The organism is Roseibacterium elongatum DSM 19469 (assembly GCF_000590925.1).
Taxonomy (GTDB): domain Bacteria; phylum Pseudomonadota; class Alphaproteobacteria; order Rhodobacterales; family Rhodobacteraceae; genus Roseibacterium; species Roseibacterium elongatum.
The window spans coordinates 261,350-285,059 of record NZ_CP004372.1 but is presented as its reverse complement, the minus strand read 5'-3'; the positions used below and the strand labels follow the sequence as shown (position 1 = coordinate 285,059).

The 23,710-nt window shown below is 65.7% G+C and carries 24 protein-coding genes and 2 pseudogenes; 20 read left to right on the top strand and 6 right to left on the bottom strand.

From position 1 onward, the window contains the following. Positions 1–81 precede the first annotated feature (81 nt). The 3 genes from ROSELON_RS01425 to ROSELON_RS01415 all read left to right on the top strand — a co-directional run bounded on the left by ROSELON_RS01425 (position 82) and on the right by ROSELON_RS01415 (position 3,094). Positions 82–1,863 carry an SLC13 family permease gene (locus ROSELON_RS01425; RefSeq protein ID WP_025310676.1) on the top strand — a complete coding sequence of 594 codons (1,782 nt, stop codon included), beginning with the start codon at positions 82–84 and terminating at the stop codon, positions 1,861–1,863. A 17-nt stretch (positions 1,864–1,880) separates the two neighbouring features. Further along, on the top strand, positions 1,881–2,264 hold the full coding sequence (locus ROSELON_RS01420) for a hypothetical protein (RefSeq protein ID WP_025310675.1): 384 nt from the start codon (positions 1,881–1,883) through the stop codon (positions 2,262–2,264). 83 nt (positions 2,265–2,347) lie between these two features. After that, positions 2,348–3,094, top strand: a complete 747-nt coding sequence (locus ROSELON_RS01415) for a YebC/PmpR family DNA-binding transcriptional regulator (protein WP_025310674.1) — start codon at positions 2,348–2,350, stop codon at positions 3,092–3,094. 248 nt (positions 3,095–3,342) lie between these two features. Here the strand turns inward: ROSELON_RS01415 and ROSELON_RS18020 are convergent, their stop codons facing one another. After that, positions 3,343–3,513 (bottom strand): hypothetical protein, encoded by a 171-nt coding sequence (locus ROSELON_RS18020; RefSeq protein WP_156945682.1) that lies wholly within the window; start codon positions 3,511–3,513, stop codon positions 3,343–3,345. Between the two features lie 85 nt (positions 3,514–3,598). Between ROSELON_RS18020 and ROSELON_RS01410 the strand changes: the two genes are divergently transcribed. Beyond that, positions 3,599–4,189 (top strand): BglII/BstYI family type II restriction endonuclease, encoded by a 591-nt coding sequence (locus tag ROSELON_RS01410; RefSeq protein WP_025310673.1) that lies wholly within the window; start codon positions 3,599–3,601, stop codon positions 4,187–4,189. After that, positions 4,189–4,851, top strand: a complete 663-nt coding sequence (locus ROSELON_RS17690) for an MT-A70 family methyltransferase (RefSeq protein ID WP_084613589.1) — start codon at positions 4,189–4,191, stop codon at positions 4,849–4,851. The genes ROSELON_RS01410 and ROSELON_RS17690 overlap by 1 nt, the downstream gene beginning before the upstream one ends. On the opposite strand, the gene ROSELON_RS01400 is transcribed toward ROSELON_RS17690, so the two are convergent. Then, positions 4,835–5,050, bottom strand: a complete 216-nt coding sequence (locus ROSELON_RS01400) for a class I SAM-dependent methyltransferase (protein WP_025310671.1) — start codon at positions 5,048–5,050, stop codon at positions 4,835–4,837. The genes ROSELON_RS17690 and ROSELON_RS01400 overlap by 17 nt on opposite strands. 114 nt (positions 5,051–5,164) lie before the next feature. Between ROSELON_RS01400 and ROSELON_RS01395 the strand changes: the two genes are divergently transcribed. From ROSELON_RS01395 to ROSELON_RS01380, 4 genes are all read left to right on the top strand, one after another. After that, the gene (locus ROSELON_RS01395) at positions 5,165–5,770 is read left to right on the top strand and encodes a LysE/ArgO family amino acid transporter (protein WP_038650039.1); all 606 of its coding nucleotides are present in this window, start codon (positions 5,165–5,167) and stop codon (positions 5,768–5,770) included. Between the two features lie 42 nt (positions 5,771–5,812). After that, positions 5,813–6,718: a DMT family transporter gene (locus ROSELON_RS01390; RefSeq protein WP_038650036.1), complete on the top strand. Its 906-nt coding sequence runs from the start codon at positions 5,813–5,815 to the stop codon at positions 6,716–6,718. 152 nt (positions 6,719–6,870) lie between these two features. Further along, on the top strand, positions 6,871–7,563 hold the full coding sequence (locus ROSELON_RS01385) for an HAD-IA family hydrolase (RefSeq protein WP_084613587.1): 693 nt from the start codon (positions 6,871–6,873) through the stop codon (positions 7,561–7,563). A gap of 94 nt (positions 7,564–7,657) precedes the next feature. Continuing rightward, positions 7,658–7,897, top strand: a complete 240-nt coding sequence (locus ROSELON_RS01380) for a YdcH family protein (RefSeq protein ID WP_025310667.1) — start codon at positions 7,658–7,660, stop codon at positions 7,895–7,897. Positions 7,898–8,017: 120 nt separating this feature from the next. On the opposite strand, the gene ROSELON_RS01375 is transcribed toward ROSELON_RS01380, so the two are convergent. The 3 genes from ROSELON_RS01375 to ROSELON_RS01365 all read right to left on the bottom strand — a co-directional run bounded on the left by ROSELON_RS01375 (position 8,018) and on the right by ROSELON_RS01365 (position 11,274). Continuing rightward, the gene (locus ROSELON_RS01375; RefSeq protein ID WP_025310666.1) at positions 8,018–8,521 is read right to left on the bottom strand and encodes a CoxG family protein; all 504 of its coding nucleotides are present in this window, start codon (positions 8,519–8,521) and stop codon (positions 8,018–8,020) included. A 72-nt stretch (positions 8,522–8,593) separates the two neighbouring features. Continuing rightward, positions 8,594–9,988, bottom strand: a complete 1,395-nt coding sequence (locus ROSELON_RS01370) for a helix-turn-helix domain-containing protein (RefSeq protein ID WP_025310665.1) — start codon at positions 9,986–9,988, stop codon at positions 8,594–8,596. 62 nt (positions 9,989–10,050) lie between these two features. Continuing rightward, on the bottom strand, positions 10,051–11,274 hold the full coding sequence (locus tag ROSELON_RS01365; RefSeq protein WP_025310664.1) for a multidrug effflux MFS transporter: 1,224 nt from the start codon (positions 11,272–11,274) through the stop codon (positions 10,051–10,053). Positions 11,275–11,512: 238 nt separating this feature from the next. Here ROSELON_RS01365 and ROSELON_RS01360 point away from each other — a divergent pair, with 238 nt between their 5' ends. From ROSELON_RS01360 to ROSELON_RS01330, 7 genes and pseudogenes are all read left to right on the top strand, one after another. Beyond that, entirely contained in the window at positions 11,513–13,045 is a 1,533-nt protein-coding gene (locus ROSELON_RS01360) for an acyl-CoA carboxylase subunit beta (protein WP_025310663.1), read from the top strand. 16 nt (positions 13,046–13,061) lie between these two features. Continuing rightward, entirely contained in the window at positions 13,062–13,850 is a 789-nt protein-coding gene (locus ROSELON_RS01355) for a hypothetical protein (RefSeq protein ID WP_025310662.1), read from the top strand. Beyond that, a complete protein-coding gene (locus tag ROSELON_RS01350) occupies positions 13,840–14,256 on the top strand; it encodes a RidA family protein (protein WP_217520185.1) in 417 nt (138 codons plus the stop codon). Before ROSELON_RS01355 ends, ROSELON_RS01350 begins: the two co-directional genes overlap by 11 nt. Then, positions 14,253–14,714 (top strand): DUF6497 family protein, encoded by a 462-nt coding sequence (locus ROSELON_RS17220; RefSeq protein WP_025310660.1) that lies wholly within the window; start codon positions 14,253–14,255, stop codon positions 14,712–14,714. Before ROSELON_RS01350 ends, ROSELON_RS17220 begins: the two co-directional genes overlap by 4 nt. A 256-nt stretch (positions 14,715–14,970) precedes the next feature. Beyond that, positions 14,971–15,344: pseudogene (locus tag ROSELON_RS01340) on the top strand (hypothetical protein). 313 nt (positions 15,345–15,657) lie between these two features. Next, positions 15,658–15,861, top strand: coding sequence for a hypothetical protein (locus tag ROSELON_RS01335; protein WP_025310659.1), 204 nt, complete (start codon positions 15,658–15,660; stop codon positions 15,859–15,861). A gap of 144 nt (positions 15,862–16,005) precedes the next feature. Continuing rightward, a pseudogene (locus tag ROSELON_RS01330) lies at positions 16,006–18,052 on the top strand (acetyl-CoA carboxylase biotin carboxylase subunit). Between the two features lie 45 nt (positions 18,053–18,097). Here ROSELON_RS01330 and ROSELON_RS01325 read toward each other — a convergent pair. Then, positions 18,098–18,604: a DUF4174 domain-containing protein gene (locus tag ROSELON_RS01325; RefSeq protein ID WP_025310658.1), complete on the bottom strand. Its 507-nt coding sequence runs from the start codon at positions 18,602–18,604 to the stop codon at positions 18,098–18,100. A gap of 170 nt (positions 18,605–18,774) precedes the next feature. On the opposite strand from ROSELON_RS01325, the gene ROSELON_RS17215 reads away from it, so the two are divergent. The 4 genes from ROSELON_RS17215 to ROSELON_RS01305 all read left to right on the top strand — a co-directional run bounded on the left by ROSELON_RS17215 (position 18,775) and on the right by ROSELON_RS01305 (position 23,703). Further along, positions 18,775–19,683 carry a hypothetical protein gene (locus ROSELON_RS17215; protein ID WP_025310657.1) on the top strand — a complete coding sequence of 303 codons (909 nt, stop codon included), beginning with the start codon at positions 18,775–18,777 and terminating at the stop codon, positions 19,681–19,683. Continuing rightward, complete coding sequence (gene scpA / locus ROSELON_RS01315; RefSeq protein ID WP_025310656.1) at positions 19,601–21,745, top strand: methylmalonyl-CoA mutase; 2,145 nt, start codon at positions 19,601–19,603, stop codon at positions 21,743–21,745. The genes ROSELON_RS17215 and scpA overlap by 83 nt, the downstream gene beginning before the upstream one ends. Positions 21,746–21,904: 159 nt before the next feature. Beyond that, positions 21,905–23,014 carry an AI-2E family transporter gene (locus tag ROSELON_RS01310; RefSeq protein WP_025310655.1) on the top strand — a complete coding sequence of 370 codons (1,110 nt, stop codon included), beginning with the start codon at positions 21,905–21,907 and terminating at the stop codon, positions 23,012–23,014. Beyond that, on the top strand, positions 23,014–23,703 hold the full coding sequence (locus ROSELON_RS01305) for a P-loop NTPase family protein (protein ID WP_025310654.1): 690 nt from the start codon (positions 23,014–23,016) through the stop codon (positions 23,701–23,703). Before ROSELON_RS01310 ends, ROSELON_RS01305 begins: the two co-directional genes overlap by 1 nt. Positions 23,704–23,710 lie beyond the last annotated feature (7 nt).

Genomic DNA, 23,710 nt, shown 5'->3' with positions numbered 1-23,710 from the left:
GAAGTCGCGTCTTGCAGCCACGGTTTTCCTCGTCAATGATGCGCGGCGGGTCGGGGGCATCCCCGGTGGCAAGGGACATACATGCTCGATCTCAACCTGTCTCAGACCGGCGAAGGGGTTCTGGCGCTTGTCGTCCTGCTGGTGATGTTCGGCCTGTTCCTGCGCGAAGTCTGGCCGACCGAGGTGGTCGCGCTTGGCGGCGTGGCCGGTTTGCTGACCCTGGGCCTGCTGCCCTATGACGCCGCGCTCGAGGTTCTGGCCAATCCCGCACCATGGACGATTGCCGCCATGTTCATCATCATGGGCGCCCTGGTGCGCACCGGCTCGCTGGACCGGCTGACCAAATTCGCCGAGGCCAATGCAGGCCGACGGCCAAGGCTGGCGCTGGCGACGCTGTTGGGGTTCGTGGCCATTGCCTCGGCCTTCATGAACAACACGCCCATCGTCGTCATCATGATCCCGGTCTTCGTGCAGGTGGCGCGCATTCTCGAACGCTCGCCTTCCAAGCTGCTGATCCCGCTCAGTTATGCCGCGATCATGGGCGGCACGCTGACCCTGATCGGCACCTCGACCAACCTGCTGGTCGATGGCGTCGCGCGGGTGCAGGGGCTGGAGCCGTTCACGATTTTCGAGATCACCCCCATCGGCCTCGTCGTTGTGGCTTGGGGCATGATCTACCTGCTGGTGGTGGGCCGGCACCTGTTGCCGGATCGCAGCTCGATGGCCTCGCTGCTGGGGTCGGGTCGGTCCAAGGCCAAGTTCTTCACCGAGGTGGCCGTCCCCGAGGGATCGGCCCTGATCGGGCAGAACGTGAACGAGGTGGACCTGTTCCGCCGCGAAGGCGTGCGCCTGATCGACGTGCTGCGCGGGGATGCGTCCCTTCGGCGCGACATGACGGGTGTCGTGCTGGAGCCGGGTGACCGCGTGGTTCTGCGCACCGACATGAGCGAGGTTCTGGGCCTGCAGCAATCCAAGGAGCTCAAGACCGTCGACAAGCTGAGCCAGGTGCGCACGACCACGGTCGAGGTGCTGATCACACCGGGCTGCAAGATGGTGGGGCGCTCGCTTGGCAACCTGCGACTGCGGCGGCGCTACGGGGTCTATCCGCTGGCCGTGCACCGCCGGAACCAGAATATCGGGCGGCAGCTCGACGACCTCGTGGTGCGGGTTGGCGACACGCTCCTGCTCGAGGGGGACCCGGCCGACATCCAGCGCCTCGCCGCCGATATGGAACTTGTCGACGTCACCACCCCGTCCGAGCGCGCCTATCGCCGGACCAAGGCGCCCATCGCGGTGGCGGCCATGGCCGGGATCGTCGTGCTGGCCGCCTTCGACGTGGCACCGATCCTGGCGCTGGCCGTCATTGCCGTTGCCGTCGTGCTGTTGACCGGCTGCATCGACGCCGAGGAGGCATTTTCTTTCGTCGAGGGGCGGTTGCTGGCGCTGATCTTTGCCATGCTGGCCGTGGGCGCGGCGCTGGACCACACGGGCGGCATCCAGTTGATCGTGGGCAGCGTGGCGCCATGGCTGCAGACCATGCCCCCGGTGGTCCTGATCTGGGCGGTCTATTTCATCACGACCGTCCTGACCGAACTGGTGTCGAACAATGCGATCGCGGTCATCATGGCGCCCATCGCCATCGCCCTCGCCGAGGCGACGGGGGTCGATCCGCGCCCGCTGGTCGTGGCGGTGATGATCGCGGCCTCGGCCTGTTTCGCCACGCCCATCGGGTATCAGACCAACATGCTGGTCTATGGGCCGGGCGGGTATCGTTTTACCGATTTCCTTCGCACGGGCATTCCGCTTAACCTCAGCCTCGGGGTGGTCGTCTGCCTGACGATTCCCTTGATCTGGCCGCTGTGAGGAGCACGTTCCGCCCCATGGTTCCAAAGCTGTCCGATACCATGCTGATGGGGGTGATCGTCATCCTTCTGACGGGCTGTGTCGCCTCGGGCCCGCGCCCCGTCGCGGTCGAGGTCGGCCGTGCGGCCATTGATGTGCGCCTGTCGGATGGCAGCCGCTGCACCGGCCCGGCCCCGGCGGGGGCGCCGGCCGCATGGTCGGGGCGACTGACGGGATGCAGCGCAAGCTACCCCTACGAGGTCGCGTTCGAGACCAACCCGAACATCCTGCGTCAGGGCGTCGAGGCCGTGGTCGAAGCAATCGGCGCTGACGGCCTGCTCTACCCCATGGCCGAGGTCGCGATCACTGGCCCCGAGGGGCAGACCTGGCGCTTTTCCTCGCCCCCGCCGCAGGTCGACTGACCCCCAGCACATGCAGCGCCTTGCGGTGGCGCGGGCGCACGGGTAAAACCCGCGCGATTGTCAGAACCGACCGGGAGAGACCCATGGCAGGCCATTCCAAATGGGCGAACATCCAGCACCGCAAGGGGCGTCAGGACGCCGCGCGGTCGAAACTGTTTTCCAAGCTCGCCAAGGAAATCACCGTGGCGGCCAAGATGGGCGACCCCGATCCCGACAAGAACCCGCGCCTGCGCCTTGCCGTGAAAGAGGCGAAATCGAACTCGGTGCCCAAGGACGTGATCGACCGCGCGATCAAGAAATCGCAGGGCGGGGATGCCGAGAATTACGAGGAAATCCGCTACGAGGGCTATGGCCCGAACGGCGTGGCGATCATCGTCGAGGCGATGACCGATAACCGCAACCGGACGGCCAGCACCGTGCGCTCGACCTTTGGCAAGCATGGCGGCAACCTCGGCGAGACCGGCTCGGTGTCGTTCATGTTCGACCGCAAGGGGCAGGTCAGCTACCCGGCCACGGTGGGCGATGCCGACACGGTGATGATGGCCGCGATCGAGGCCGGCGCAGAAGATGTGGAATCGGGGGACGAGGAACACATCATCTGGTGTGCCGATACCGATCTCAACGATGTCTCCACCGCGCTGGAGGCCGAGCTGGGCGAGTCCGACTCGACCAAGCTGGTCTGGCGTCCGACCACCACGACCGAGCTGGGGCTGGAGGATGCGCAGAAGCTGATGAAGCTGATCGAGGCGCTGGAAGACGATGACGACGTGCAGAACGTCACCTCGAATTTCGAGATCTCGGACGAGGTGATGGCGCAACTGGCGGGCTGAGCGGGCGACGGGCTTTTCCCGCCGTGCGGGTCGGCGGGACCAGTCCCGCCCTACGACAGCGGCATGTCACACCCGGTGCACAGGGCGTACACAGCCTGTGCATACACGGTTTTCACACACCGCGCGCCAAACCCCGGCACGCGGTGCTTTCATGCACAGGGCGCAACGGGCCGAAACCGGCACGGGGCAGGGCGGCGGCCAAAGGACAGACCGGGGACAGGGCCGGGGACAGGGCCGGGGCAGGGGCGTCAGATATCCAGCTTGCCCTGTGCGCCGCGATCTTCCTCGCGGGCGGCGCGCTTGAACGTGTCGTCGCGGCGGGCGGGCAGGCGCACGGCGCGGTCGCGCAACTCCAACGCGTCTTCGACGGTGACGATCTGGAAGCGCGGCACCGGGTCGAACCCAGTGCGCTTCATCAAGGGAAGGCTTTTGTGTGTTGCTCTTGATGCCCTGAGCGATCACAATGCACAACAAGTGGTACCAAGAGAAGTAAGAAGTTACTAAATGCTGAGTGATCGTCTCCCACCCTTTGTACTGGAAAACTACCATTGCGGCGAGTGGCACCATGCAAGCGCGATTATGGTCGGAGATCATCCCTCAGAATGGGACGATTTGGTTGAAGCTTTGACGAAGTTTCGCTTGAAAAAGTCCCACATAGACGCCGGCGGCGGACGGAAGACAAAACTTGCAGACGATTTCGATGCCCTTTTTTTGCGTCGTGGCTGGAAGGAAACGAAGTTCGATACCCGGGTAGTTGTGGATGACCTCGAATATATCACACCTACTCACAAAATCGATATGTTCAAAAACGGGGTTGCCATCGAGTTGGAGTGGAACAACAAGACCGAGTTCTATGATCGCGATCTGAATAACTTTCGGCTGTTGTATCAGTTGCGTACTGTAAGCGTTGGGGTAATTGTGACACGTGCTGATGCACTTCAAGACATCTTTAACGGTCTTGGTCGAGGATCGTCTTACGGTCCTTCGACTACAATTCTTTCTAAGCTGGTGTCGAAAATCGAAGGTGGCGGCGCGGGCGGTTGTCCCGTCTTGACGTTTGGCATCAAGCCAAGCCTCTACAGGGAGAACGAGTAATGACAAACGCAAGCGATGACCTGTTGCGCGAGCTTGGGGGAAAAAAATTCCAAACCATCCTCGCCGACCCACCTTGGCAGTTTCAAAACAGAACAGGAAAGATGGCGCCGGAGCACAAACGCCTCGCACGTTATCCAACAATGACGCTGGATGATATTTGCGACTTGCCAGTTGAAGCCATCGCCGGCGAGCCGGCGCATCTTTATCTCTGGGTTCCTAACGCACTTCTGCCTGAGGGCCTGAAAGTCATGGAACATTGGGGCTTCAAATACAAAAGTAACCTCATCTGGTACAAAATCCGAAAGGATGGTGGCCCAGATCGGCGCGGGGTCGGTTTTTACTTTCGCAACGTGACTGAGGTGCTGTTGTTCGGGGTAAGGGGCAAAAACGCTCGAACACTTAAACCCGGGCGTTCTCAGGAAAACATCATTTCGGCGCAGAAGAGGGAGCACAGCCGCAAACCCGATCAACAATATGATTTGATCGAGCGGTGTAGTTTCGGGGACAGGCTTGAGTTGTTTGCGCGTGGCCCGCGCAAGGGGTGGACTGTTTGGGGTAACCAGTCTGAACATTACGAGCCGACTTGGGAAACCTACGCAAACCATTCTCAATCCACGGTCGTGCCTTTCGACCGCGCTGCTGTTGTCAAGAAGGGAGCGTAGGTGCCGCATCCGTCCAGTGCCAGGTGTCGTCGAACGCCTCGATCTGGGCCGCAGACTCATTGCCGGACGGCCCCTTGAACAGCAGGTTGTAGGACGCGTTCGAGTTGAAGGGCGGGTCGAGATAGATCAGGTCGACGCTGTCGTCGGGGATGGACTCGCGCAGCACCGCGAGGTTGTCGCCATAGTAGAGGTGGTTCATCGCTGTCTCCGCCCGATGCTCGGCCTTGTGCCGGCCCGCCCGCCCGATTTCCTGTTTGCCAGCGCCACGTTAATGCGGGATTGAGAGGGCTGTCACGCCCCTCTCGAGCCGCCGATGATTGCCGCCTCTCTTGCCGGGTTCGCCCTGTCGTTTTCGCTGATCCTCGCCATCGGGGCCCAGAACGCCTTTGTCCTGCGTCAGGGACTGAGGCGCGCGCATGTGGGCGTGGTGGTGGCCACCTGCTGCCTGTCCGAGGCGGTGTTGATCGCGGCGGGGGTGGCGGGGTTCGGCGCGCTGGCCGAGGCCGCGCCCTGGGCGCTGGAGGCGATGCGTTGGGGCGGTGTCGCCTTCCTGACGGTTTACGGGGTGAAAAGCCTGCGCGCGGCGCTGGTGGTGTCCGAGGCGCTGACGGCGGGAAATGGCGCGGCGATGTCGCGGCGCGCGGCGATCGGCACCGCGCTGGCGATGACCTGGGCCAACCCGCATGTCTATCTGGACACGGTGGGCCTGCTCGGGGCGGTGGCCACGCAATACCGCCCCGATCAGTGGTCGTTCGGGGCCGGGGCGCTGTCGGCCTCGTGCGTCTTTTTCGTGCTGCTCGGCTATGGCGCGCGGGGGCTGGCGCCGGTCTTTGCGCGCCCGGCGGCTTGGCGGGTGCTGGACGCGGTGGTGGGTGCGACGATGCTGGCGCTGGCGGGCAAACTGGCGATCCTCGGCTGAAGGGTGCTTGCGGCGGGGGCGGCTTTGCGGTCTGTTCGCGGGATGGATGCCGACGCACCCCCCCCCAGACTGCCAGCTGTCCGCCCCGTGCTGGGGGTGGTCTGGATGATCGTGACCGGATTGTGCTTCGTCGCGGTGACGGCCACGGTCAAGATGGTGGGATCGGACGTGCCGGCGGCGCAGGCGGCGTTTTTGCGCTATGTGCTGGGGCTGGTCTTCCTGATCCCGATGCTGCCGGCGATGCGCGCCACGCGGCTGAGCGGGCGGGCCCTGCGCCTGTTCGGTATTCGCGGCGTGGCGCATACGGCGGGGGTGGTCTGCTGGTTCTATGCGATGACACAGATCCCCATCGCCGAGGTCACGGCGATGAATTACCTCAACCCGGTCTATGTCTCGGTTCTGGCGGTCTTCGTTCTGGGCGAGCGCATGGCGTTTCGGCGGATCATGGCGGTGGTGCTGGCGCTGGTGGGCGCGCTGATCATCCTGCGTCCCGGCTTTCGCGAGCTCAGCCCGGGCCATTTCGCCATGCTGTTCACGGCGGCCAGTTTCGCGGTGGGCTACCTGATCGCCAAGATCATGGCCGACGAGGTGCCACCGCAAGTGGTGGTCTTCATGCTGTCGGTGACGGTGACGATCGGCCTGGCGCCCTTTGCGGCGGCGGTCTGGGTCGCGGTCAGTTGGGCGAACCTGGGCTGGCTGTTCCTGACGGCGGTCTTCGCCACGGCGGGCCATTACACGATGACGCTGGCGTTTCGGGCCGCGCCGCTGACGGTGACGCAACCCGTCACCTTCCTGCAGCTTGTCTGGGCGACGCTGCTGGGGGCGGTGGTGTTCGGCGAACCGGCCGATATCTTCGTGATCCTGGGCGGCGCGCTGATCATCGCGGCGGTCAGCTACATCACCTGGCGCGAGGCCGTTTTGCGCCGTCGTGCCCAAACCTCTGGCTAGGGGCCGTTTTTTCCTGTCGCCTGCAAATTGTGCAGCGCGGGCCGCGCACGCCCAAGCCTGAGTCAAAGCGTCTTGCTGCACCGCCAAAATCGCCTTGGCCGCGCTTGTGCGGCGCCGCGTCGTTCGGTCCTGCTGGCTACACGGAGGACCCAATGACTTTGGAAGCAGTGATTTTCGGCGGCATGGGCAGTCTTGCGGAATGCGCCGAGATCGATCGGCGGGCATGGAATGCCGCCTTTCGCATCCATGACATTCCGTGGGACTGGTCCGCGGACACTTATGCCGAGCTGATGCGCCCCGGCGGCGATCGTCAGCTGGCGGCGCGCTATGCGGCACATCTGGGAAAGGTGGTCGAAGCCGATGCCCTGGATGTCACGCATCAGCGTCTGTTCGCGGCCATGCTGGCCGACGAGGTGCCCCTGCGCCGCGGTGTGGCGCGGGTGCTGACATGGGCCGCGCGCGGCGGCGTGAAACTGGCGCTGGTCAGCCGCGCCGAGGAAGGCCCGGTGCGGGCGGTGCTGAATGCCACGGCCCGCGCGCGGGCCGGGGTGGCCTTTGACGTCTCGGTCCTGCGGCCGGATGTCGAGCGCATGGCCCCCGATCCGCAGGCGATGGAGCTGGCCGTCGCACGCCTGGGCGTGGGCGCGGCGCGCTGTGTCGTCGTGGCTGACAGCGCCGTCGCGGTTCAGGCGGCGCGGTCGGCCGGTCTGCGGGTGCTGGCCTTTCCGGGCAGCGCGCCCGAGGTCGAGCAAGAGGCCTTTGGCCCCGTCCCGATGGCCAACGCCCTCAGCCCCGAGGCCGTGGTGCGCGCCTGGCGCGGGCCGGTGGATACCGCCGCGGAATAGGGCGCTTGCGCCTGTCGGGTTGATCTGGCTCAAGGTGGATGGCGCATCGCCACCGCTAGGGTCCGGGTCGGATCCGACAGGAAGGGAACACGCAATGTCGAACACACCGCATGAACTGGCCGAGGATTTCCCCAACGACGTGGACAAGATCCACGAGCTGAAGGTCTCGAACCCGCATTTCGCCAAGCTGATGGAAGACTATCACGAGGTGAACCGCGCCGTGCATCGGGCCGAAACGGGGATCGAGCCGGTGGAGCAGTCGGCCGAGAACGAGATGCGCAAGACGCGGATGCGCCTGAAGGACGAAATCGCCTCGATGTTGGCCAAGGCCTGATCGCAGCCCGCCCGCCGATCCGTCACCCTGCGCAGTCGCCTGCGCGGGGCTGTGGCGTGTGACACCGGCGTATCGGCCGCTGCGCCGGATCGGCCCGGAGGGTCCCGTCGCGCGCGGCGCTCAGCCGGTTGCGGGGCGGGCCGCATCCTCGGGATCCGTCTGCGCCAGCGGGTCGTCGTCGCGGCCTTCGACATGGGCCTGGAACCGCTCGAAGAACTGGTCGGCCATCTTCTTGGCGAAACTGTCGATCAGGCGCGATCCAAGCTGTGCCAGCTTGCCGCCGACCTTGGCATCGACGTCGTAATGCAGATCGGTGCCGCCGCCCTCGGCGTCCGACAGGATCACCTGGGCCGACCCCTTGGCAAAGCCCGCAACGCCGCCCTTTCCCTCGCCGGCGATGGTGTAGCGTTCCAGCGGGACGATGTCGCTCAGGGTCACGTCGCCCTTGAAGGTGGCCTTGACCGGGCCGACCTTCTGCTTGACCTCGGCATGGAACCCCTCTTCGGGCGAGCCGTGCAATTCCTGGCAGCCGGGGATGCAGGCCTCGAGCACCCGCGCGTCGTTCAACGCGGCCCAAACGGTTTCACGATCCGCGTTCAGCGTCCGTGTCGCATGCATTTCCATTGGCTGTCCTCCCTGTCCCTCGCGCCCCACAGGTGTAGGGGGGCACCTGTCGGGGCGTCAACGGCTTTGACCTCAGCCGCCGATCTCGTAGGGCAGGGTGCCGCGGTGGTCGGGGTCGACCCGCAGATGGCGTTCGAGCGGCGGAACCGAGCGCTGGTGGCAATGCGCGCGCTCGCAGATGCGGCAGGAGATGCCGATGGGCTGAAACGCCTCGTCCCGGTCGAGGTCGAGTCCGTCGGCATAGACCAGTTTCCGCGCGTGGCGCACCTCGCACCCCAATGAGATGGCAAAGCGGCGCGTGGGCGTGCCCCAGGCCCCGCCCGATTTCGACACGTCGCGCGCCAGGATGACGTAGCGCATGCCGTCGGGCGTCTCGGCCAGTTGGCGCAGGAACCGGCCCGGCGTCTCGAAGGCCTGATGCACGTTCCACAGCGGACAGGCCCCGCCGAAGCGGGCGAATTGCAGCCGCGTCGCCGAGTGGCGTTTCGTGACCGTGCCGGCCTGATCCACGCGGGCGAAGAAAAACGGCACCCCCTTGGCGCCGGGGCGTTGCAACGTCGAGAGGCGATGCGCGATCTGCTCGATCGAGGCGCCGAACTGGATCGACAGGCGCTCGAGGTCGTGGCGGGTTTCCTCGGCGGCCTCGGCAAAGCGGGTATAGGGCATCAGCACCGCCCCGGCGAAGTAGTTGGCCATGCCGATGCGCGCGATCTCGCGCGCGGTGTCCGTCTGGAACCGGGCCAGATCCAGCGTCGCCTCCAAAAGCTGGCTTTGGGCCAGAAGCGCGTATTGGTGCAGCAGTTGAAAGCGCTGCGTTTCCGGGGCGGCGCGCGGCGACAGGGTCAACGTGCGGCTGGCGCGGTCGTAATGGCGCACGCCTTCGCCGGCGGCGTGACGGATGCGGATGCCCATCCCCTCCAGCACGGTTTCGGTATGCTGGGCCAGATCGCCCTGGGCCTGCGCGGCAAAGCGTTCGGCGGCGCGATCCATGGCGTCGATGTAGTTGTCGCAATAGTGGAAGAAATCGCGCACCTCCTCCCACGGGCTGGAGGTGGCGCGCCCCTCGTGCCCCAGCGCCTCGTCCAGAGAGGCGAGGCGTTCATGGGTCTGGCGATAGGCACGGTGCAGATCTAGAAAGGCACGTGCCAGCGCCGGCGCGTTCGAAGCGGCCAGGCGCAGGTCGGCCAGGGGCGGGCTGGCCTCGGCGAAGACGGGATCGGCCAGCGCCTCGCGCATGTCCGAGACGAGGCGTTCGGTGTCGCCCGAGGAGAGTTCCGTGACATCGAGGCCGAATTCCTGTGCCAGGCCCAGCACCACCGTGGTCGAGACGGGGCGGTTGTTGTTCTCCATCTGGTTGAGATAGGGCAGCGAGATGCCAAGCTTGGCGGCGAAATCCTTTTGGGTCAGGCCAAGCCGGGTGCGCAACTCGCGCAGCTTGGCCCCGGCATAGAGTTTGCGGTTGGACATGGGTGCTCCCGGATCTTTGCAAAAGCATTATAGGGTTTTGCAAAGATCCGGAAGAGCGGCGGTCAGCCGGGGTTCACGTAGCGTTCGCGCCGGATCGTGTAGAGGATCGAGATCACGGCCAGGATCGAGGTGGCCAGCATGATCAGGATCAGCGGGTAGGCCCCGTTGCCGTCGGTCAGCAAGGCCCCCGCCAGCGCCGAGAGCGCGGCGCCGCCGCCGATCATGATCGCCCCGCCAAGGCCCGAGGCCGTGCCGGCCAGATGCGGGCGCACTGACAGCATCCCCGAGGTCGCATTGGGCAGGACCATGCCATTGCCCAGCCCGACAAAGGTCATGAAGCCGAAAAAGACGATCGCCGTCTTGAGTCCCAGCAGGAACAGCAGCAGCGACATCAAGAGCCCGACCGCCGACAGGATCGTGCCCCACAGGATCATGCCATTGATGCCGACGCGCACGGAAAACCGCCCCGACAGGAAATTGCCGAAGAAATAGCCCACCGCGGGCGCGCCGAAGTAGAAGCCGACCGCAGCCGCCGACAGGCCGAACACCTCGGAGCCGACATAAGGCGCCCCGCCGAGATAGGCGAAAAACGCGCCCGACGCGAAGGCCGCCGCAAGGCAGTAGCCCCAAAAGCGGCGTGCCGTCAGCAACTCGGGGTATTGCGCGACCTGGTCGCGGAAACTGCCCCGACCGGGGGCGGCCGTTTCGCCCAGGTCGCGCCAGGTCAGCGCCAGCACGGCCAGCCCCAGGATGGCCAAGAGCCAGAAATTCGCCTGCCAGCCCAGGGTTTCGTCCAGCGCGCCGCCGATGGCGGGCCCGATCATCGGAACCACCGCCATTCCCATGGTCACATAGCCGATCTGGCTGGCGGCCTGATCGGCGGGGTACATGTCGCGCACCACCGCACGGCCCAGCACCAGCCCCGCGACGATGACCGCCTGCACCATGCGAAAGGCGAGAAACACCTCGATCGTTGGGGCCAGAAGGCAGCCGATCGTCGCCAGCACGAAGATCACCAGACTGCCCAACAGGACCGGCCTGCGGCCGATCCGGTCCGAAATCGGCCCGATCAGGATTTGTAGAACGGCATTCACCGCCAGATACAGCGCCACGGACAGTTGCATCAGCCGGTAGTCGGTGTCGAAATAACTGGTCATCGCCGGCAGCGACGGCAGAAAGATGTTCATCGACAATGCGCCGATGCCGGTCAACACGATCAACGTGAAGATATGCGGCGGCGTGCTGTGGTCGAGGAACCGAACCGGGGCGGGGGTGCTGGTGGCCATGATCTGGGCTTAGGGCGATGATATGGGCTTGTCCATGTGCATGGCTGCACAGTCACTCATGGCAAGCGTGGGATTTGCTATTTCGCAAATTGCCAAGAAGCGCCGCAAATTGATTTGCAAATATTCCAGTTCGGACTCGCGCCCGCCCGTGCCATGCCCCTATGGTGCGCCGAAACGGCGGCCGCGGCCCGGAGGGGGTGGCGACGCCTTGTGTTTGCCAGCCATGGAAGGGGCCGAGATGAAAGACATCCTGCATCAGCTGGAGGAGCGTCGCGAAGAAGCGCGCATGGGCGGTGGACAAAAGCGGATCGACAGCCAGCACGCCAAGGGCAAGCTGACCGCGCGCGAGCGGATCGACCTGCTGCTGGATGAGGGCAGCTTCGAGGAATACGACATGTTCGTGACTCACCGCTGCGCCGATTTCGGCATGCAGGAAAACAAGCCGCGCGGCGACGGCGTGGTCACCGGCTGGGGCACGATCAACGGCCGCATGGTCTATGTCTTCAGCCAGGATTTCACCGTGCTCGGCGGCTCGGTTTCGGCCACCCACGCGCAGAAGATCTGCAAGATCATGGACATGGCGATGCAGAACGGCGCGCCCGTCATCGGCATCAACGACTCCGGCGGCGCGCGCATCCAGGAAGGCGTCGACAGCCTGGCGGGCTATGGCGACGTGTTCCAGCGCAACATCGAGGCATCGGGCGTGGTGCCGCAGATCAGCCTGATCATGGGGCCCTGCGCGGGCGGGGCGGTCTATTCGCCGGCCATGACCGACTTCATCTTCATGGTGAAGGACAGCAGCTACATGTTCGTCACCGGCCCCGACGTGGTCAAGACCGTGACGAACGAGCATGTCACCGCCGAGGAACTGGGCGGGGCCACGACCCACACGCGCAAATCCTCGGTCGCGGACGGTGCCTTTGAAAACGACGTGGAAGCGCTCAGCGAAATTCGCCGCCTCGTCGATTTCCTGCCGCTGTCGAACCGTGAAAAGCCGCCCGTGCGCCCCTTCTACGACAGCCCCGACCGGATCGAGGAAAGCCTCGACACGCTGGTGCCCGACAACCCCAACATGCCCTATGACATGAAGGAGTTGATCACCAAGATCGCGGATGAGGGCGATTTCTACGAAATCCAGGAGGATTTCGCAGGCAACATCATCACCGGCTTCATCCGGCTCGAGGGGCAGACGGTGGGCGTGGTCGCGAACCAGCCCATGGTGCTTGCGGGCGTTCTGGATATCGACAGCGCCCGCAAGGCCGCGCGCTTCGTGCGGTTCTGCGACTGTTTCGAGATCCCGATCCTGACACTGGTGGACGTGCCCGGCTTCCTGCCCGGCACGGGGCAGGAATACAACGGCGTCATCAAGCATGGTGCGAAGCTGCTCTTTGCCTATGGCGAGGCGACGGTGCCCAAGGTCACGGTCATCACCCGCAAGGCCTATGGCGGCGCCTATGTGGTGATGTCCTCCAAGCATCTGCGCGGCGATATCAGCTATGCCTGGCCCACCAGCGAGATCGCGGTGATGGGCGCCAAGGGCGCGGTCGAGATCCTGCATCGCTCGGATCTGGGCGACCCCGAGAAGACGGCGCTGCACACGCAGGAATACGAGGACCGGTTCGCCAACCCCTTCGTCGCGGCCGAGCGCGGCTTCATCGACGAGGTGATCCAGCCGCGCAGCACGCGCAAACGGGTCGCCCGCGCCTTCGCCATGCTGCGGCGCAAGGAAAAGAAGATGCCGTGGAAGAAGCACGACAACATCCCGCTGTAAGGCGGTGACTGGGGCGATGGGCGCGTTGGGAGCAAAACTGAAACTCGTGAGGAGCTTATTGCTGGTTGCGGCACTGAGCTCCATTCAGGGTGTTCAATTCGCTCAAGGCGCCAATGCGCAGACCTTGGATGGTGCAGTGCGGCTGTGGTCAAACGGGTTCTTTTGGGACATCAGCCAGATCCAATGGGTTGAGTTTCTAGGAACATATGATCTGCGGGTCTTGGCGACATTGGAGAGTCGTGACGACCGCAGTTCGATCCCTGAAGGACTGTCTAGCGAGGATGTCGTCAACGGGCTCTGCGCAACGTTGGTCGGTCACAGGCCCATGGCGCCAGCCGAAGTTTCAGGGCGCGGCGATATTTTCCGTGTCAGTCTGAACGTGGCAAATCATGATGGCCAAGGCGGATTGATGTTTGAACGACCTTATTCTCTGTCGGTGGTCGATGGCCTGTGCTCGCCAGCGCGACACGAGGGTGCACTCCCGTTGCAGTATTCGCGCTCGCTCGCGGGCTGGCAATTTGGAGGGTTTGCCTCGACGGAGATCGAAGCATTGCGGCCATGGAATATCGAAGCGGTGCCGTTTTTCGCTCCGGTTGATGTGATTGGCGGCCCCCCACCGCTCGACTTGTTGTGTGAAGCTGCGGCTTTCGAGGCACGGTTTTGGCGGCGTTTGGGCAGTTTTCGAGAAGGTGCGCGCATGGCGATAGGTCTGCAAACAGGCCCAGATTCGTACGACTTCTTTCTTGCCGTCCGATTTGGCGGGGAGTGCCAATTCCCTTCCGAGGGGGGCTTCGATGACACGTGACCCGACCTTCCACATGATCGCCGGCGGCCCGCGCCCCGTGGCACCCTTTTCCCACGCGGTCGAGGCCGATGGCTGGGTGATCCTGACCGGGCAGATGCCGACTGATCCGGCCGCCCCCGACGCGCCCTTGCCCGAGGGGGTGGCGGCGCAGACCGTGCGGGTGATGGAGAACCTGCGCGTGGTGTTGCGGGGTGTGGGGCTGGACCTGGAGCATGTGGTGCAGGTGCGCGCCTACCTGACCGAATTCGAGCGTGACTACGCCGCCTTCAACGAGACCTACCAGGGGTTCTTCCCGTCAGATCGGCGGCCGGCCCGCACGACCGTGGGTGTCACCGCGCTGGCCTTGGGGGCGTTGGTCGAGATCGACTGTATCGCGCGGCGACCGGAGGGGGCCGATGGTGCATGAGCGTGCTGTCCCGCATTCCGCTCAGCCCGGTGGGATGGGTGGCTTTGGGCGTGCTCGGCCTGGGCGCGACGGGGGCGGCGCTGCTGCTCTGGCCACGCGGCGCGGCGCCCTTCTCCTGCCCGCTGGATGCGGCGCTGAGCTTGCCCTCGGGGCAGGCGGCGATGCTGTGCGAGGTGCTGCCGGAACCGCAGCCCTTCACCGCGGATGTCTGGCTGGTTCTGCGGGTGCTGGTGCCGGATCTGCCGCCTGCGGACCTCGACGGAACCCATGCCGATCACGACTGGATTTGCCGCGACCTGGGCCTGCCACGCGCCGCGGCCATGGACGCGCCCCCCGACCGCATCGTCGTGCAGCTCATGTCGGCCCCGTTCCCGCGTGGCGAGGCCGCCCCCGGCATTCGGCAGTCGATCGAGGCTTATACAATCGCGACAGGCTCCTGCATGTGGGAGCTTTTGTGATGCACCTACAATATTTTGCGATCCATTCTTCATGTGAATGGAAATGTGATGCAGGTCGGTCACAGGCGCGGATTGCTTGTGGAAAAGCCTGTGGAACATTGGCCGCGCAAGGTATCTTGGTTCTCGGCTGCTCAACTGCAGCTGTACCTCGGGACGTGGCCGGGTCTGAGCGCCCGGTCACGCACCCAATGCCCTGTACGCGCGCCTGGGCAAATCGCGATGCGCCGCGCCGCGCCGGACCGATGGGGGCGCGCGCATGATCAAGCATCGCGGTTTCCCCTCGCGCCTGCCGGGCACGGATTCCAGTTCACCATCCGCCGCGAGAACAAGGCCGGGGCCACACGCCTGTCCGCCCGCGAACGCTACGCCGACAGACGGCCCGCCGATCGGCGCGCCGATGCCGCCTTCGTCGAGGCGCTGTGGCTGTTCTTCGGCGATGCGCCGTTTCAGCGCGGCAATCTCGATGCCGGGCGCTTGTCGTGGCTGTTCGGGCGCGAGGTTGTTGCCGCCGAGGACCCGTTCGACCCCGAAAGCTACGACGCGCTGCTGGTGATCGACGAAGCCAGGGCGCGCGCCGCCTTCCCCGAGGCGTTCGACGGCTCGGGCATCTGGCAGGATGGATCGGCATGAATTCGCGCACGCATATCGCGCTTGGGCGGTTTCGCGCGCAAGCGGCGCGTCCGGGCCATTGCCCCCTTTCGCGCCGGGCAGATCGTGTCAACGTGCCCTTGTCGGCTCTTGTCCCCAACACAGTCCGGGCCGACAGTGACAAGACGTGTTACCCTTCCCCTTTGACGCGGTCGGCCAGTTCGCTGTGCCGACCGCCTTTTTTCGCGCGCGCGGGGGCCTGTGCGCGGCGCGGCGCGGGCAAAGACCCTGTCGTTCCCGGTGCCGGGCGGATAGACTGCCGCCCACGAGGCATATCGACAGGAGACGACGCAAAATGCGCGCCAAACTCATTCTACCCACGACCCTCTTCGCCGCGGTCCTTGCGCTTTCGGGCTGCATGGCCAGCGACCTCGAACGCGCCGGCATCGGCGCCTTGGGGGGCGGTGTCACGGCCGCCGCGCTCAACGGCAGTATCGGCACGGGCATCCTTATCGGCGCGGCCGGCGGGGCGCTGTGCGACGACGTCAACCTGTGCTGATCGGGGCCGCGCGGCGCGTCTGACCGCCCGCGGACCCTGTCGCGTGATCCGGGATCAACGGGGCCGCCGCGCCCCGCTGGTCCCTTTTTGTTTGCAAGATGCCGCAGGCGTGCCGCGCCGGGCCAAATGGAAGGGACAGGACGCATGTTCAAGAAGCTGCTGATCGCCAATCGGGGCGAGATCGCCTGCCGCGTGATCAAGACCGCGCGCAAGATGGGCATCGAGACCGTGGCGGTCTATTCGGATGCGGACAAGCACGCGCTGCACGTCAAGATGGCCGACGAGGCGGTGCATATCGGCCCGCCGCCGGCCTCCGAGAGCTATATCGTGATCGACAAGATCATGGCCGCGATCAAGGACACGGGCGCCGAGGCCGTGCATCCCGGCTATGGCTTTCTGTCGGAGAACATGAAATTCGCGCAGGCCCTCGAGGCGGCGGGCGTGGCCTTTGTCGGGCCGCCGGCGGGGGCCGATCGAGGCGATGGGCGACAAGATCACGTCCAAAAAGATCGCGGCCGAGGCGGGCGTTTCGACCGTGCCGGGGCATATGGGTCTGATCGAGGATGCCGACGAGGCGATCAAGATCTCGGGGCAGATCGGCTATCCGGTGATGCTGAAGGCCAGCGCGGGCGGCGGCGGCAAGGGCATGCGCATCGCCTGGAACGAGGAAGAGGTGCGCGAGGGCTTTCAGGCGTCGAAGAACGAGGCCGCCAGCAGTTTCGGCGATGACCGCATGTTCATCGAGAAATTCGTCACCCAGCCGCGCCATATCGAGATCCAGGTTCTGGCCGACCAGCACGGCAACGCGATCTATCTGGGCGAACGCGAATGCTCGATCCAGCGCCGCAACCAGAAGGTCATCGAAGAGGCGCCCAGCCCCTTCCTTGACGAGGCGACGCGCAAGGCGATGGGCGAACAGGCCGTGGCCCTGGCCAAGGCCGTGGGCTATTCCAGCGCGGGCACGGTGGAATTCATCGTGGATGCCGACAAGAATTTCTATTTCCTCGAGATGAACACCCGTCTGCAGGTGGAACATCCGGTGACCGAGCTCATTACCGGCGTCGACCTTGTCGAGCAGATGATCCGCGTCGCCAGCGGCGAACCGCTGTCGATCACGCAAGAGGACGTCACGCTGACTGGCTGGGCGATGGAAAGCCGCCTTTATGCCGAGGATCCCTATCGCAACTTCCTGCCCTCGATCGGGCGTCTGACCCGCTATCGCCCCCCCGAAGAGGTGCAGGCCGGCCCCCTGACCGAGACCGGCAAATGGCAGGGCGAGGCGCCGGTGGGCGAGACCGCGGTGCGCAACGATACCGGCGTCTACGAGGGCGGCGAGATCAGCATGTATTACGACCCGATGATCGCCAAGCTGTGCACCTGGGCGCCGGACCGTGCCGGTGCGATCGAGGCGATGCGCGTGGCGCTGGACAGTTTCGAGGTCGAGGGGATCGGCCACAACCTGCCCTTCCTGTCAGCCGTGATGGATCATGAGCGTTTCACCAGCGGCAACATCACCACCGCCTTCATCGCCGAGGAATATCCCGACGGCTTCGACGGCGTGACGCTTGGCCCCGATGCGCTGCGCCGCGTGGCCGCCGCCGCCGCCGCGATGCACCGGGTGGCCGAGATCCGGCGCACCCGTGTCTCGGGTCGGATGGACAACCACGAACGCCGCGTCGGCACCGAATGGGTCGTCACCCTGCAGGACGCGGCGTTTCCGGTGAAAATCGCCGCCGATCCGGACGGGTCCACCGTGACCTTCGAGGATGGACATGCGATGCGCGTGACCTCGGACTGGACACCGGGCGATGCGCTGGCCACCCTCAGCGTCGATGGCGAGACACTGGTGCTCAAGGTCGGCAAGATCCCCGGCGGTTTCCGTATCCGCACCCGCGGGGCCGAGCTTAAGGTGCATGTCCGCAGCCCGCGTCAGGCCGAACTCGCGCTGCTGATGCCCGAGAAACTGCCGCCCGACACCTCCAAGATGCTGCTGTGCCCGATGCCCGGCATGATCGTGAAGGTCGATGTCGAGGAAGGGCAGGAGGTGCAGGAAGGTCAGGCGCTCTGCACCGTCGAGGCGATGAAGATGGAGAACATCCTGCGCGCCGAGCGCAAGGGCGTGGTCACCAGGATCAACGCCGGTCCGGGCGACAGCCTGGCCGTGGACGAAGTCATCATGGAGTTCGAGTGAGGCCGTGACGGGCCTTGCCGCATATCACGATCGCGGGGCGGCGGGTCACTGCCCGCCGCTGCGCAACTCTTCCTGCCGGAACGAGAAATTGTCGATGCCGCGCACGATCTCGCGCACGTCGCGGGGGCTGGGGCGGCGGAACCCGACACTGCCGTCCTTTTGCATCACCACCAGCGAAAAGCCACGCGGGCGCAGCGCCGTGCGAATGGCCGAGCTTGCGCTCGGGTCGGTGTCGACGATGATCACCACATCGCGTTCCAGAAGCGGGTCGGGCCGGTCGGCCAGCAGCTGCATCTGCTCGACAAAGCGCGGGTCGGCGGGCGTGTCGGCGAACACGATCACCGGCCGCGCGATCCACTGGAATTCCTCCAGCGTCACGTCGGCGGCCGCGCGCGGGGCCGTCGGATCGACGGCTTCGGCCTCGGAGGTTGCGGTCTCGGCGACGGCCACCAGCGCCAGGGCGTCATCGGCCTGTTGGGCCAGTGTCGCGGAAGGGGCCAGCATCACGGCGGCGGCAAGGGTCATGCCAAAGGTCACGGGGATTGGTCGCATCATTCCTCCTGTCCGGCCAGATATAGGGGCGGCGCGCGGAATTGCGAAGCCTTTTGGCCGCTTTCGCCGCGGCAATCCGACCGGCCAACGCCCCCCACTTCACGCGATCTTCACCGCTGTTCGGGCAGCCTGTGCGCCAGGCCCCCCGCACAGCGACCGGAGATCGTGACATGGACGTAATTCTGCACCTCGGTGCCCATCGCACGGCCGAGACCGGCCTTGCGGCCATGGCGACCCACCATGCCGCCGCCCTGTCGCAGGCGGGGTTGGTCTTTTGGGCGCGGGATGAGGCGCGTGCCGGCCTTTTCGACGGGCCTGTGGGGGCGCACCGCGCCCGACGGGCAGGCGGCCGGCTCGCGATGCGCGCCGCCGGGCTCGAGGCGGGCGGGGCCCGGACCCTTGTCGTCAGCGATGCGCGGATGCTGGGCCCGCTGCGGCACTGCGTCTCGCGGCTGCGGCCGTATCCCGATGCCGGCGCGCGGGTGGCGCGCATCGCCGGGGGGCTGGGGGCGCATCGGCTGACACTTGCGCTGGCGATCCGCTGCTATGATGCCTGGTGGGCGTCGGTCCTGGCCCGGCGCGAAAGCCTGCACGCTGACAGGCCCGCGGGCGATCTGGGCGACCGGCTGGTCACGCAACCGATGCGCTGGCGCCATGTCATTGCCGATCTTGCGCGGTCCGTGCCCCAGGCGCGCGTGGTCGTCTGGACGCATGAGGCGATGGCCGCACGCCCCGATCTGGTGCTTGGCCGTCTCGGCGGGGTCGATCCCGCGCTTTTCTCGCGGGCCATGCGCCCCTTATGCGGCGGCGATGGGCCCGCCGCCCCGCAGCACGAAGGGCGCATGCCCTTCGACGCCCATCACCGCGCCGCGCTGCGCGCGCAATATGCAGAAGACCTCGCCTGGCTATCCGCCGGGGGCGGGGGTCTTGCCGATTACATGGATGAGCCCGCCGAACAGATGCGGGCCGTGACAGCCGAAGGAAGAGGACACGCGAATGACCCAGAGCCCGAATGCACCCGGCCTCGACGCGTGGCGCGCGCGCGCCGAAAAGGAACTGAAAGGGCGCGACCCCGATAGCCTGACCTGGGAGACGCTGGAGGGTATCGAGGTCAAGCCGCTCTATACCGAGGCCGATACCGACGGGCTGGCGCATATGGGCACCCTGCCGGGATTTGCGCCTTTCACGCGCGGCCCCAAGGCGACGATGTATGCAGGGCGCCCCTGGACGATCCGCCAATATGCCGGGTTTTCCACGGCCGAGGAATCGAACGCGTTCTACCGCCGCAACCTGTCCGCCGGTCAGCAGGGTGTGTCGGTCGCCTTCGACCTGGCCACGCATCGCGGCTATGACAGCGACCACCCCCGCGTGGTGGGCGATGTGGGCAAGGCGGGTGTGGCCATCGACAGCGTCGAGGACATGAAGATCCTGTTCGACGGAATTCCGCTGGATCAGGTCAGCGTCTCGATGACCATGAACGGCGCGGTCATCCCGGTTCTGGCCAGTTTCATCGTCGCCGGCGAGGAACAGGGCCATGACAAGTCGCTTTTGTCGGGGACCATCCAGAACGACATCCTCAAGGAGTTCATGGTCCGCAACACGTATATCTACCCGCCCGAGCCGAGCATGCGGATCATTTCCGACATCATCGGCTACACGTCGGAAAACATGCCGAAATTCAACTCGATCTCGATTTCCGGCTACCACATGCAAGAGGCCGGCGCGAACCTGGTGCAGGAACTGGCCTACACGCTGGCCGACGGGCGCGAATACGTGAAGGCGGCGATCGATGCCGGGATGGACGTGGACAGGTTCGCCGGCCGGCTGAGCTTTTTCTTCGCCATCGGCATGAATTTCTTCATGGAGATCGCCAAGCTGCGCGCCGCGCGCACGCTGTGGTACGAGATCATGGAGGGATTCGGCGCGAAATCGGACCGCTCCAAGATGCTGCGCACCCATTGCCAGACCTCGGGCGTCAGCCTTCAGGAACAGGACCCCTACAACAACGTCGTGCGCACCGCCTACGAGGCGATGAGTGCGGTTCTGGGTGGCACGCAATCGCTGCACACCAACGCGCTGGACGAGGCCATCGCCCTGCCGACCGATTTCTCGGCCCGGATCGCCCGCAACACCCAGTTGATCCTGCAGGAAGAAACCGGCGTCACCAATGTGGTCGATCCGCTGGCGGGCTCCTACTACATCGAAAGCCTCACCAACGAGTTGATCGAGAAGGCCCGCGTCCTGATGGACGAGGTCGAGGAGATGGGCGGCATGACCAAGGCCGTGGCCAGCGGGTTGCCCAAGCTGCGGATCGAGGAATCGGCCGCGCGGCGCCAGGCCATGATCGACCGCAGTGAAGAGGTGATCGTCGGCGTCAACAAGTATCGCAAGGACAAGGAAGACCCGATCGACATTCTCGAGATCGACAATGACAAGGTCCGCGAAAGCCAGATCGCGCGGCTGGAGAAGATCCGCGCGACGCGCGACGAGGCCGCTTGCGCCGGCGCGCTGGCCGAGTTGGAGCGGCGCGCGACCGAGGGGGGCAATCTGCTCGAAGCGGCGGTCGAGGCCGCGCGTCACCGGGCCAGCGTGGGGGAAATCAGCATGGCGATGGAAAAGGTGTTCGGCCGTCACCGGGCCGAGGTCAAGACGCTGGCCGGGGTCTATGGCTCGGCCTATGAGGGGGACGAAGGCTTTGCCCAGATCCAGCGCGACGTGGACGCCTTCGCCGAGGAAGAGGGCCGCCGCCCGCGCATGCTGGTGGTCAAGATGGGCCAGGACGGGCATGACCGCGGCGCCAAGGTGATCGCCACGGCCTTCGCCGATATCGGCTTCGACGTGGATGTGGGCCCGTTGTTCCAGACCCCGCAAGAGGCCGCGCAGGATGCCATCGACAACGACGTGCATGTCATCGGCATCTCGTCGCAGGCGGCGGGACACAAGACGCTGGCCCCCAAGCTGATCGAGGCGTTGCGGGCCGAAGGGGCGGGCGACATCATCGTGATCTGCGGCGGCGTGATCCCGCATCAGGATTACGAGTTCCTGCAAAAGGCCGGGGTCAAGGCGATCTTCGGGCCGGGCACCAATATCCCCTCGGCGGCGCGCGACATCCTCGATTTGATCCGCGCCGCGCGGGGCTGAGCGGGCCGCCCGCAGGGCGGAGGCGCAAAACCCGGGTTTTGCGGGCAGGAAATCTCGAGATTTCCTGCCCGTTTTCCTTCAGGAAAACGGCCGCGATCCCCCGCTTTCCCCTTGCCCCGTGGCCGTGGCTGCCGCATCTATCCCGACAAAGGAGATGCCATGGCGCTGCCTGTCCGCAAACAGCTGCTCTACTGGGGGATCGCGCTCGGCGGGTTCTTCGCGCTTTTGTATTTGCTGGGCGACGTGATCCTGCCCTTCCTCGTGGGCGGCGCGATTTCCTACTTTCTCGATCCCGTGGCCGACCGGCTGGAAAAGATGGGGTTCAGCCGGGTCGCCGCGACGGTCGTCATATTCGTGATCCTCGTGCTGGTCGTCGTTCTGGCCATGCTGGTCGTCGTGCCGCTGTTGATCCAGCAGACCACCGACCTGATCCAGTCCGCGCCCGAACTGTTCAACCAGTTGCGGGCCTGGCTGACGGAACGCTTCCCCGACTTCATGGACGACACCTCGCCCCTGCGCCAGTCGCTCGGCTCGATCGGCGAGACGATCCAGTCGCGGGGCGCCGAGCTGTTGCAGGGCGTGCTCAGCTCGGCCCTGGGCGTGGTGAACGTGCTGGTCTTCATGGTGGTGGCGCCGGTGGTGGCGTTCTACCTGCTGCTGGACTGGGACAACATGGTCGAGCGCGTCGACCATCTGTTGCCGCGCGACCATGCGCCGACGATCCGCCGGTTGGCGCGTGACATCGACAAGACGCTGGCGGGGTTCGTGCGCGGGCAGGGCACCGTCTGCCTGATCCTCGGGACATTCTACGCCATCGCGCTGATGGTCATCGGCCTGCAATTCGGCCTTGTCGTCGGGCTGTTGGCGGGGCTCTTGACCTTTATCCCCTATGTCGGCGCGCTGGTGGGCGGGGTCTTGTCCATCGGTCTGGCGCTGTTTCAGTTCTGGGGCGACTGGTGGCTGATCGTGGCCGTCGCCGCCGTTTTCCAGATCGGCCAGATGGTCGAGGGCAACATCCTGACGCCCAAGCTGGTCGGCTCGTCGGTCGGGTTGCATCCGGTTTGGCTGATCTTTGCGCTCTCGGCTTTCGGCACGCTGTTCGGCTTCGTCGGCATGCTGGTGGCGGTGCCGGTGGCGGCCGCCTTGGGCGTGCTGGTGCGCTTCGGGATCGAGCGGTATACCGACAGCCTGCTCTACCGCGGGCTCGAGGGACGGCCGATCCCCGAGGAATACCGCGACGACCCGGACGAGGGTGGGGCGCAGCGCTGATGGCCGAACAGCTTGTTTTCGAGCTTGCCCTTCGTCCTGCGATGGGGCGCGAGGATTTCTTCGTGTCCGCGGCCAATGCCGGGGCCGTGGCGCAGATCGACGCCTGGCGGGACTGGCCCCATGGCAAGCTGGTGCTGGCCGGGCCGGAAGGGGCGGGCAAGACGCATCTGGCCCATGTCTGGGCGGGCATGACCGGCGCGGTCCTGGTCGAGGCCGGCGATCTCGACGACAGGGTGGCCGAAGAACATGCCGACGCGCCTGCCCTCGTGGTCGAGAATGCCCATCGCCTTGCGGGCCAGCCCGCGCGCGAGGCGGCGCTGTTTCATCTGCACAACGCCCTGATCCAGCGGGCGGCCCCGACCCTGTTCACCGCGACGGACGGGCCCGAACGATGGGGGTTGGGCCTGCCCGATCTGGACAGCCGGATGCGCCAGGCCGGGCTGGCGCGGGTGGCGCCCCCCGACGACGCGCTGTTGATGGCGGTGATGATGAAGCTGGCCCATGACCGCGCCCTGCCGCTGACGCCCAAGACGCTGGCACATGTCGCGCCGCGCATCGAGCGGTCCTTTGCCGCCGTGCGGGCCTTTGTCGACGCGCTGGACGCGCGCGCCCTTGCGGCGAAACGCCCGCCCCGGTTCAAGGATGCCAAGGCCGTTCTTGCCGAGATGAAACAGCCCGTGTCACGCTGATGTCACA

What these genes read in the sequence shown, in the direction of transcription:
- ROSELON_RS17690 (WP_084613589.1), top strand. Translation starts at nt 4,189, where the DNA reads ATGACAAACGCAAGCGATGACCTGTTGCGCGAGCTTGGGGGAAAAAAA.
- ROSELON_RS01365 (WP_025310664.1), bottom strand. Translation starts at nt 11,274, where the DNA reads ATGGCCACCAGCACCCCCGCCCCGGTTCGGTTCCTCGACCACAGCACG.
- ROSELON_RS17215 (WP_025310657.1), top strand. Translation starts at nt 18,775, where the DNA reads ATGGACGTAATTCTGCACCTCGGTGCCCATCGCACGGCCGAGACCGGC.
- ROSELON_RS01370 (WP_025310665.1), bottom strand. Translation starts at nt 9,988, where the DNA reads ATGTCCAACCGCAAACTCTATGCCGGGGCCAAGCTGCGCGAGTTGCGC.
- ROSELON_RS01420 (WP_025310675.1), top strand. Translation starts at nt 1,881, where the DNA reads ATGGTTCCAAAGCTGTCCGATACCATGCTGATGGGGGTGATCGTCATC.
- ROSELON_RS01385 (WP_084613587.1), top strand. Translation starts at nt 6,871, where the DNA reads ATGACTTTGGAAGCAGTGATTTTCGGCGGCATGGGCAGTCTTGCGGAA.
- ROSELON_RS01380 (WP_025310667.1), top strand. Translation starts at nt 7,658, where the DNA reads ATGTCGAACACACCGCATGAACTGGCCGAGGATTTCCCCAACGACGTG.
- ROSELON_RS01425 (WP_025310676.1), top strand. Translation starts at nt 82, where the DNA reads ATGCTCGATCTCAACCTGTCTCAGACCGGCGAAGGGGTTCTGGCGCTT.
- ROSELON_RS01350 (WP_217520185.1), top strand. Translation starts at nt 13,840, where the DNA reads ATGACACGTGACCCGACCTTCCACATGATCGCCGGCGGCCCGCGCCCC.
- ROSELON_RS01400 (WP_025310671.1), bottom strand. Translation starts at nt 5,050, where the DNA reads ATGAACCACCTCTACTATGGCGACAACCTCGCGGTGCTGCGCGAGTCC.
- ROSELON_RS01305 (WP_025310654.1), top strand. Translation starts at nt 23,014, where the DNA reads ATGGCCGAACAGCTTGTTTTCGAGCTTGCCCTTCGTCCTGCGATGGGG.
- ROSELON_RS01325 (WP_025310658.1), bottom strand. Translation starts at nt 18,604, where the DNA reads ATGCGACCAATCCCCGTGACCTTTGGCATGACCCTTGCCGCCGCCGTG.
- ROSELON_RS01360 (WP_025310663.1), top strand. Translation starts at nt 11,513, where the DNA reads ATGAAAGACATCCTGCATCAGCTGGAGGAGCGTCGCGAAGAAGCGCGC.
- ROSELON_RS17220 (WP_025310660.1), top strand. Translation starts at nt 14,253, where the DNA reads ATGAGCGTGCTGTCCCGCATTCCGCTCAGCCCGGTGGGATGGGTGGCT.
- ROSELON_RS01335 (WP_025310659.1), top strand. Translation starts at nt 15,658, where the DNA reads ATGCGCGCCAAACTCATTCTACCCACGACCCTCTTCGCCGCGGTCCTT.
- ROSELON_RS01390 (WP_038650036.1), top strand. Translation starts at nt 5,813, where the DNA reads ATGGATGCCGACGCACCCCCCCCCAGACTGCCAGCTGTCCGCCCCGTG.
- ROSELON_RS01310 (WP_025310655.1), top strand. Translation starts at nt 21,905, where the DNA reads ATGGCGCTGCCTGTCCGCAAACAGCTGCTCTACTGGGGGATCGCGCTC.
- ROSELON_RS01415 (WP_025310674.1), top strand. Translation starts at nt 2,348, where the DNA reads ATGGCAGGCCATTCCAAATGGGCGAACATCCAGCACCGCAAGGGGCGT.
- scpA (WP_025310656.1), top strand. Translation starts at nt 19,601, where the DNA reads ATGACCCAGAGCCCGAATGCACCCGGCCTCGACGCGTGGCGCGCGCGC.
- ROSELON_RS01375 (WP_025310666.1), bottom strand. Translation starts at nt 8,521, where the DNA reads ATGGAAATGCATGCGACACGGACGCTGAACGCGGATCGTGAAACCGTT.
- ROSELON_RS01355 (WP_025310662.1), top strand. Translation starts at nt 13,062, where the DNA reads ATGGGCGCGTTGGGAGCAAAACTGAAACTCGTGAGGAGCTTATTGCTG.
- ROSELON_RS01395 (WP_038650039.1), top strand. Translation starts at nt 5,165, where the DNA reads ATGATTGCCGCCTCTCTTGCCGGGTTCGCCCTGTCGTTTTCGCTGATC.
- ROSELON_RS01410 (WP_025310673.1), top strand. Translation starts at nt 3,599, where the DNA reads ATGCTGAGTGATCGTCTCCCACCCTTTGTACTGGAAAACTACCATTGC.